This is a genomic window from Sphingobacterium detergens, from assembly GCF_003610355.1.
Taxonomy (GTDB): Bacteria; Bacteroidota; Bacteroidia; order Sphingobacteriales; family Sphingobacteriaceae; genus Sphingobacterium; species Sphingobacterium detergens.
Map to the genome: position 1 here is coordinate 396,354 of NZ_RAPY01000006.1, position 8,836 is coordinate 405,189.

General features: G+C 39.9%; 2 protein-coding genes. Both read left to right on the plus strand.

The annotated features are described in order from the left end of the window. Positions 1 to 41: 41 nt before the first annotated feature. Positions 42 to 3,851 (plus strand): DNA-directed RNA polymerase subunit beta, encoded by a 3,810-nt coding sequence (gene rpoB / locus DFQ12_RS24380; protein ID WP_120261655.1) that lies wholly within the window; start codon positions 42 to 44, stop codon positions 3,849 to 3,851. A 72-nt stretch (positions 3,852 to 3,923) separates the two neighbouring features. Continuing rightward, the gene (gene rpoC, locus DFQ12_RS24385; protein WP_120261639.1) at positions 3,924 to 8,201 is read left to right on the plus strand and encodes a DNA-directed RNA polymerase subunit beta'; all 4,278 of its coding nucleotides are present in this window, start codon (positions 3,924 to 3,926) and stop codon (positions 8,199 to 8,201) included. The last annotated feature ends 635 nt before the right edge of the window (positions 8,202 to 8,836 follow it).

Here is an 8,836-nt window from a genome sequence, read left to right on the forward strand (position 1 = left end):
CATGTAAGCGCAGTTTTTTTAAAACTAAAATTCATATTCCCTTGGCAAACAATAATATTCAACAAGAAAGAATAAACTTTGCAACAAGTAAGAAAGTATTGGAATATCCAGATTTCTTAGATGTGCAATTGGAATCTTTCAAGGAGTTTTTTCAATTAGAAACTACTTCTGACAACCGCCATCAGGAAGGGCTGTTCAAGGTATTCTCGGAAAACTTCCCTATTTCTGATTCAAGAAACATTTTTGTGCTAGAGTTTTTGGATTATTTCATTGATCCACCACGTTATGATATCCAAGAGTGTATCGAACGCGGCTTGACTTATAGCGTTCCTCTAAAGGCTAAGTTAAAGTTATCTTGTAATGATGAAGAACACGAAGATTTCGAAACTATTGTTCAGGATGTATATTTAGGGACTATCCCTTATATGACTCCTAAAGGTACTTTCGTGGTAAATGGTGCAGAGCGTGTCATCGTATCGCAATTACACCGTTCACCGGGCGTTTTCTTTGGTCAAAGTAGACACACAAATGGTACTAAACTTTATTCTGCAAGGGTAATTCCTTTCAAAGGGTCTTGGATCGAATTCGCTACAGACGTAAACAACGTCATGTATGCTTATATCGACCGTAAAAAGAAATTCCCAGTAACTACCTTATTGCGTGCGATCGGTTACGATTCAGATAAAGATATCTTAGAATTGTTTGACCTAGCTGATGAAGTAAAAGTTAGTAAATCTGGTCTTAAGAAATATGTTGGCCGTCGTCTTGCGGCTAGGGTATTAAAAAAATGGGTAGAAGATTTCGTGGATGAGGATACTGGTGAAGTAGTATCTATCGACCGTAACGAAATTATCCTTGAACGTGAAACTGTTCTAGAAGAAGATCACATTGATTTGATTATCGAAGCTGGCGTTAAGTCTATTATCTTAGCGAAAGACGATGAGTCAAATAATGCCGATTATTCTATTATATATAATACTTTACAAAAAGATACTTCCAATTCAGAAAAAGAAGCGGTAGAACATATCTATCGTCAATTGCGTAACGCTGAACCACCAGATGAGGAAACTGCTCGTGGTATCATCGATCGTTTGTTCTTCTCTGATAAACGTTATGACTTGGGTGATGTAGGTCGTTACCGTATCAACCGTAAGTTGAAATTGGGTACACCAGATGAAACCAAGGTCTTGACGCGTGAGGATATCATTGCAATTGTGAAGTATTTGATCAACTTGATCAACTCCAAAGCTGAGGTGGATGATATTGACCACTTGTCAAATCGTCGTGTACGTACAGTTGGTGAGCAATTATATGCTCAATTTGGTGTAGGTCTATCTCGTATGGCGCGCACAATCCGTGAGCGTATGAACATCAGAGATAACGAGGTGTTTACACCAACGGATTTGATTAACGCACGTACATTATCGTCAGTAATCAATTCGTTCTTCGGTACCAACCAATTGTCTCAGTTCATGGACCAAACCAACCCTCTTGCTGAAATTACGCACAAACGTCGTTTGTCAGCTTTAGGTCCAGGTGGTCTTTCTCGTGAGCGCGCAGGTTTCGAGGTTCGTGACGTTCACTATACACACTACGGTCGTCTTTGTACAATCGAAACACCAGAGGGACCAAACATCGGTTTGATTTCTTCTTTGGCTGTACATGCAAAAATCAACCATTTAGGTTTTATTGAAACTCCTTACCGTAAGGTAAAAGATGGTGTTGTTGTTGTAGACCAACCTGTGGTATACTTGTCAGCTGAGGATGAAGATGGTAAAACAATTGCGCAAGCAAATGCTTTGTATGATGACAAAGGTAATTTTGAAGATGCAAAAGTAAAAGCCAGATACGAAGGTGACTTCCCAATTATCGAGCCTGAAATGCTTGATTATATGGACGTTGCTCCAAACCAAATTACATCTATTGCGGCTTCATTGATTCCTTTCTTGGAGCATGATGATGCCAACCGTGCATTGATGGGATCCAACATGCAACGTCAGGCTGTGCCTGTATTGCGTCCGCAAGCTCCTATCGTAGGTACTGGTCTTGAAGGTCGTGTAGCGAAAGATTCACGTACATTGATCAATGCTGAAGGTCATGGTGTGGTTGAATATGTAGATGCTGATGAAATTAAAATCCGTTATGACAGAAACGATGATGATCGCCTTGTATCATTTGATGATGATGTCAGAACATATAAATTGATCAAATTCAAGAAAACTAACCAGAATACTTGTATGAACTTGAAGCCTATCATTAAGAAAGGTCAACGAGTTGAACCAGGACAGGTATTGTGTGAAGGTTATGCTACTGAAAATGGTGAATTAGCATTGGGTCGTAACTTAAAAGTAGCGTTCATGCCTTGGCAAGGATATAACTTTGAGGATGCGATCGTAATTTCTGAGCGTGTAGCGAAAGAAGACTGGTTTACTTCTCTTCACATTGAAGAATTCGAACTCGAAGTTCGTGATACTAAACGTGGTGAAGAAGAGTTAACAGCTGATATTCCTAACGTATCTGAAGAAGCGACAAAAGACTTAGATGAAAACGGTATTATCCGTATCGGTGCTGAAGTTGGTGGTGGTGATATCTTGATCGGTAAAATCACACCTAAAGGTGAGTCTGATCCTTCTCCAGAGGAGAAATTATTACGTGCAATCTTTGGTGACAAAGCTGGTGACGTGAAAGATGCTTCATTGAAAACTCCACCTTCATTAAAAGGTGTTGTTATCGATACGAAGTTGTTCTCTCGTGCGAAGAAAATGTCTAAAGAAGTTGAACGTAAAACTTTAGAGAAATTAGAGGTTGCTCACGATAGAGCTGTTAAATCATTGAAAGACCGTTTGGTAGAGAAATTATTCATTGTAGTGAATGGTAAAACTAGCCAAGGTGTATACAATGTATATAAAGAGTTGTTAGTTGCTAAAGGTGCTAAGTTTACACAAAAAATCTTAGCTGAATTAGATTACAACAACATCAACCCAATGGGATGGACAACTGACGAAGATAAAAACGAGTTGATCAAAATGGCCCTTCATAATTACAATATTAAAATTAATGAAGAATTAGGTTCATTCAAACGTGATAAATTCGCAGTATCTGTTGGGGATGAACTTCCATCAGGAATTGTGCAGATGGCTAAAGTTTACGTTGCTAAGAAACGTAAATTGAAAGTAGGAGATAAGATGGCAGGTCGTCACGGTAACAAAGGTATCGTTGCACGTATCGTACGTGATGAGGATATGCCATTCTTGGAAGATGGTACTCCGGTTGATATCGTGTTGAATCCATTAGGGGTACCTTCACGGATGAACTTGGGGCAGATCTACGAAACCGTATTAGGTTGGGCTGGTCAAAAATTAGGTGTTAAATTTGCTACACCGATCTTTGATGGTGCTGAGATGGATCAAGTACAGGACTGGGTTGCGAAAGCCGGTTTGCCAAAATCAGGTCGTACATATTTGTACAACGGATTGACAGGTGACCGTTTCGATCAACCAACAACAGTAGGTGTAATCTACATGTTGAAATTAGGTCACATGGTTGATGATAAAATGCACGCACGTTCAATTGGTCCTTACTCATTGATCACACAACAACCTCTGGGTGGTAAAGCACAATTCGGTGGTCAGCGTTTTGGTGAGATGGAGGTTTGGGCATTGGAAGCATTCGGTGCATCTAACATCCTTCAAGAGATCTTAACCGTGAAATCGGATGACGTAGTTGGTCGTGCCAAAACTTACGAAGCAATCGTTAAGGGCAACAACCTTCCGACACCATCGGTGCCAGAATCGTTCAACGTATTGGTACACGAGTTGCGCGGATTGGGTCTAGATATCACATTGGATTAATTAAGCAATTAGGGCTTTGAAGAACGAACGTTCTTCAAAGCTTCTCTATAAAGCTTTAACTTTTGAATAAGTATGTCTTACAAAAAAGATAATAAAATTAAAAGCAACTTCACTTCGATTACGATCAGCTTGGCTTCTCCAGAGACTATTTTGGAGCGTTCAAGTGGTGAAGTTACAAAACCAGAAACGATTAACTATCGTACCTACAAACCAGAACGTGATGGTTTATTCTGTGAGCGTATTTTTGGTCCTGTAAAGGATTACGAATGTCACTGTGGTAAATACAAGCGTATCCGTTATAAAGGTATCGTGTGTGACCGTTGTGGTGTTGAGGTAACAGAGAAAAAAGTACGTCGTGAGCGTATGGGACACATCAACTTGGTGGTTCCTGTAGCACACATCTGGTACTTCCGTTCTCTTCCTAATAAAATCGGTTATTTATTAGGACTTCCTACCAAGAAATTGGATATGATCATTTACTATGAACGTTATGTCGTTATCCAAGCTGGTATTAAGGAAGAAGATGGTATCAACTTTATGGACTTCTTGACTGAAGAAGAATATTTAGATATTTTAGATACCTTACCAAAAGAAAATCAATATTTAGACGATACTGATCCTCAAAAATTTGTCGCTAAGATGGGTGCTGAGGCATTGGAAGATTTGTTGAAACGTATTGATTTGGATCAATTGTCTTACGATTTACGTCACCAAGCTGCTAACGAGACTTCTCAACAACGTAAAAATGAGGCGTTAAAACGTCTTCATGTTGTTGAAGCTTTCCGTAGCTCACGTGAAAACATCGAGAATCGTCCTGAATGGATGATCGTGAAGATTGTTCCTATCATTCCACCAGAATTGCGCCCATTGGTGCCTTTGGATGGTGGTCGTTTTGCGACTTCGGATTTGAACGACTTATACCGTCGTGTTATTATCCGTAACAACCGTCTAAAACGTTTGATCGAGATCAAAGCGCCAGAAGTAATCTTACGTAACGAAAAACGTATGCTTCAAGAGGCGGTGGATTCTTTATTTGACAACTCACGTAAAGTGAATGCTGTTAAGACAGAAGGTAACCGTGCATTGAAGTCATTATCTGATATTTTGAAAGGTAAACAAGGTCGTTTCCGTCAAAACTTATTAGGTAAACGTGTGGATTATTCAGCTCGTTCGGTAATTGTTGTAGGCCCTCACTTGAAATTACACGAGTGTGGTCTTCCTAAAGATATGGCTGCTGAGCTTTACAAACCATTCATCATTCGTAAGATGATCGAGCGTGGTATTGTAAAAACAGTAAAATCCGCTAAGAAAATCGTAGATCGTAAAGATCCAGTGGTATGGGATATCCTTGAAAATGTATTGAAAGGTCACCCTGTATTACTTAACCGTGCGCCTACGCTTCACCGTTTGGGTATTCAAGCTTTCCAACCTACTTTGGTAGAAGGTAAAGCGATTCAGTTACACCCATTGGTATGTACAGCGTTCAACGCCGATTTTGACGGTGACCAGATGGCAGTTCACTTACCTTTAGGTAATGCTGCAGTTTTGGAAGCCCAAATCTTGATGTTGGCAGCACACAATATCTTAAACCCTGCGAACGGTTCACCGATCACTGTACCATCTCAAGACATGGTATTGGGTCTTTACTATATTACTAAAGGCCGTAAAACTGCTGGTGACCATATCGTAAGAGGTCAAGATATGACTTTCTATTCAGCGGAAGAGGTTATCATTGCTTTAAATGAGAAGCAAATTGACCTTCACGCTTGGATTAAAGTAAAAACAAAAGTTAGACAAAAAGATGGCAGCATCGTTGATACTTTATTAGAGACAACTGTAGGTCGTGTGATCTTCAACCAGGTTGTTCCTGAGGAAATGGGATTTGTCAATGAATTGCTGACTAAAAAATCTTTGCGTAATATCATCGGTGAGATTGTGAAGACTACGGGTATGGCTCGTGCAGCACAATTCTTGGATGATATGAAAGAGTTAGGATATCAAACAGCCTTCAAAGGTGGTCTTTCTTTCAACTTGGAAGATTTGAACATTCCTGCTGCGAAAGCTGAGTTGATCCAACAAGCAACAAACGAAGTTGAGGAAGTAATGAGCAACTATAACATGGGTTTCATTACGAACAACGAACGTTATAACCAAATCATCGATATCTGGACACGTATCAACAACAGATTGACTGCGCACGTAATGGATATTCTTTCCAACGATAACCAAGGTTTCAACTCAGTTTATATGATGTTGGATTCTGGAGCCCGTGGTTCGAAAGAGCAGATTCGTCAGTTGTGTGGTATGCGTGGTTTGATGGCGAAACCTCAAAAATCCGGTACTTCAGGTGGTGAGATTATTGAGAACCCGATCTTGTCTAACTTTAAAGAAGGTTTGTCCGTATTAGAGTACTTTATCTCTACCCACGGTGCGCGTAAAGGTCTTGCCGATACAGCCTTGAAAACGGCGGATGCGGGTTACTTGACACGTCGTTTACATGACGTTGCTCAGGATATGATCGTTGTTGAACAAGATTGTGGTGGTTTACGTGGTATCTACACAACAGCATTGAAAGATAATGATGATGTTGTTGAACCATTATTCGACCGTATCTTAGGTCGTACTCCATTACATGATGTATTCCATCCGGAGACAGAGGAGTTGATCGTTTCTGCAAATGAAGATATCACTGAGGAAATCGCTGAGGTTATCGAAAAAGCAGGTATTGAAGGTATCGAAATTCGTACTGTATTAACTTGTGAATCGAAACGTGGTGTGTGTGCTTGTTGTTACGGTCGTAACTTGGCATCTGGTAAACGTGTTCAATTGGGTGAAGCTGTCGGTGTTATCGCAGCACAATCAATCGGTGAGCCGGGTACACAGTTGACACTTCGTACGTTCCACGTGGGTGGTACGGCATCAAATATCGCCGCTGACTCAAGCATCATTTCTAAATACGATGGTAAAATCGAATTTGAAAATGTGCGTACCGTTTCGCAAACAAATGACAATGGTACACATCAGGTTGTCTTAGGACGTTCTGGTGAGGTTAAGATCATTGATGCACACAATAAGATTGTATTCCAACAAAATATCCCTTATGGTTCGCAGTTGTTCGTTGAGGATGGCGGTACAGTAGCTAAAGGTGATAAATTGGTAGAGTGGGATCCATATAACGCAGTAATTATTTCTGAATTTGCTGGTAAAGTTGAGTTTGATGCGATCATCGAGGGTGTTACCTTCCGTGAGGAATCAGATGAACAAACTGGTCACAAAGAGAAAGTAATTATTGAAACACGTGATAAAACGAAAAACCCATCCATCAAAATTCTTGATAAATCCGGAGAGGTTATTCGTACGTATAATATCCCAGTAGGTGCCCACGTTGCTGTTGCTAACGGTGTGACTGTTAAAGAAGGTGGTATCTTAGTTAAGATTCCTCGTTCTACTGGTAAAACACGAGATATCACGGGTGGTCTTCCACGTGTAACTGAGTTGTTCGAAGCACGTAACCCTTCTAACCCAGCTGTTGTAACAGAAATCGACGGTGTGGTAACATTGGGTGGTGTGAAACGTGGTAACCGTGAGATGTCGATTGAATCACGTGATGGTCAAATCAAGAAATACTTGGTGCCACTTTCTAAACATATCCTTGTTCAGGATAATGACTTTGTGAAAGCAGGTATGCCATTATCGGATGGTTCGATTTCTCCAGCGGATATCTTATCTATTAAAGGACCATCAGCGGTACAACATTACATCGTGAATGGTATCCAAGAGGTATACCGTCTTCAAGGTGTGAAGATCAACGATAAGCACTTCGAAACGATCGTTCACCAGATGATGCAAAAAGTTAACATCGAAGATCCAGGAGATACACGTTTCTTAGAGAAAGAAGCTGTAAACAAATGGGACTTCATGGAAGAGAATGATTCCTTGTTCGACAAGAAAGTCGTTGTTGATGCCGGAGATTCCAATAGCTTACGTCCAGGACAGATTGTTTCTTTACGTAAGTTGAGAGAGGAAAACTCAAGCTTGAAACGTCGTGACTTAAAACTTGTAGAAGTGCGTGAAGCAATTCCAGCGACTTCAAGTCCATTGTTGCAAGGTATCACTAGAGCATCATTAGGTACCAAATCGTTTATCTCTGCTGCCTCTTTCCAAGAGACAACAAAAGTATTGAATGAAGCTGCTATCGCAGGTAAACGTGACAACTTGTTAGGTTTGAAAGAAAACGTAATCGTTGGTCACTTGATTCCTTCAGGTACAGGTATCCGTCAATACAGCAACTTAATTGTCGGTTCTCGCGAAGAGTACGATCAATTGTTGGCTTCGAAAGAAGAAGATTAATCTATCATAGATTATTTTATATAGAAAGGTTCAGGCATATGTCTGGACCTTTTTTGTTTCTATAGCGACTTTATGTGGTATAGAAGAACGTAGTAAATAGTATTTAATTTGTTCTTTTAGCTGTGAAATTGTTTGTTAAGGGAAGGGGCGAACTGAAATTTATAGTAAGCAGCTTGGTCGTTTAATTGGTTAATTTAACCTGATTGGACGGTTTACAGCATATCTATCTTAAATGAATCATTCAATGTTACAGTTAGTTAACCTTAATATTAAAAAATAATAAACAAAAGGCTTGGAAGTTTGTTAGTAAACTCCCTATCTTTGCACCACTCCGCAAGGGAGGGGCGGTTACTTCGAAAGGGGTGATCATGAAAAAAAGAAGGGTTTAGGTGAGCGCGACAGGATTTAAAAATCCCGTTCAGTTTATTTTAAACGCTGAAATCGGGAAAAAGAAAAAGAAAAAAAACTTCAAAAGTTTTTTGGAAGTTCAAAAAAGATTTCTACCTTTGCAGTCCCAACGGAAACGGAGGGAAACAAAAAAAAGATAAAGAGGAGCGCAATGCTCATCGAAATATAGCGGATACGGAAGTTGAAGCGAGATAAGTTCTTTAAGAAAACACAATCATGTAAGCGTG

What these genes read in the sequence shown, in the direction of transcription:
- rpoC (WP_120261639.1), top strand. Translation starts at nt 3,924, where the DNA reads ATGTCTTACAAAAAAGATAATAAAATTAAAAGCAACTTCACTTCGATT.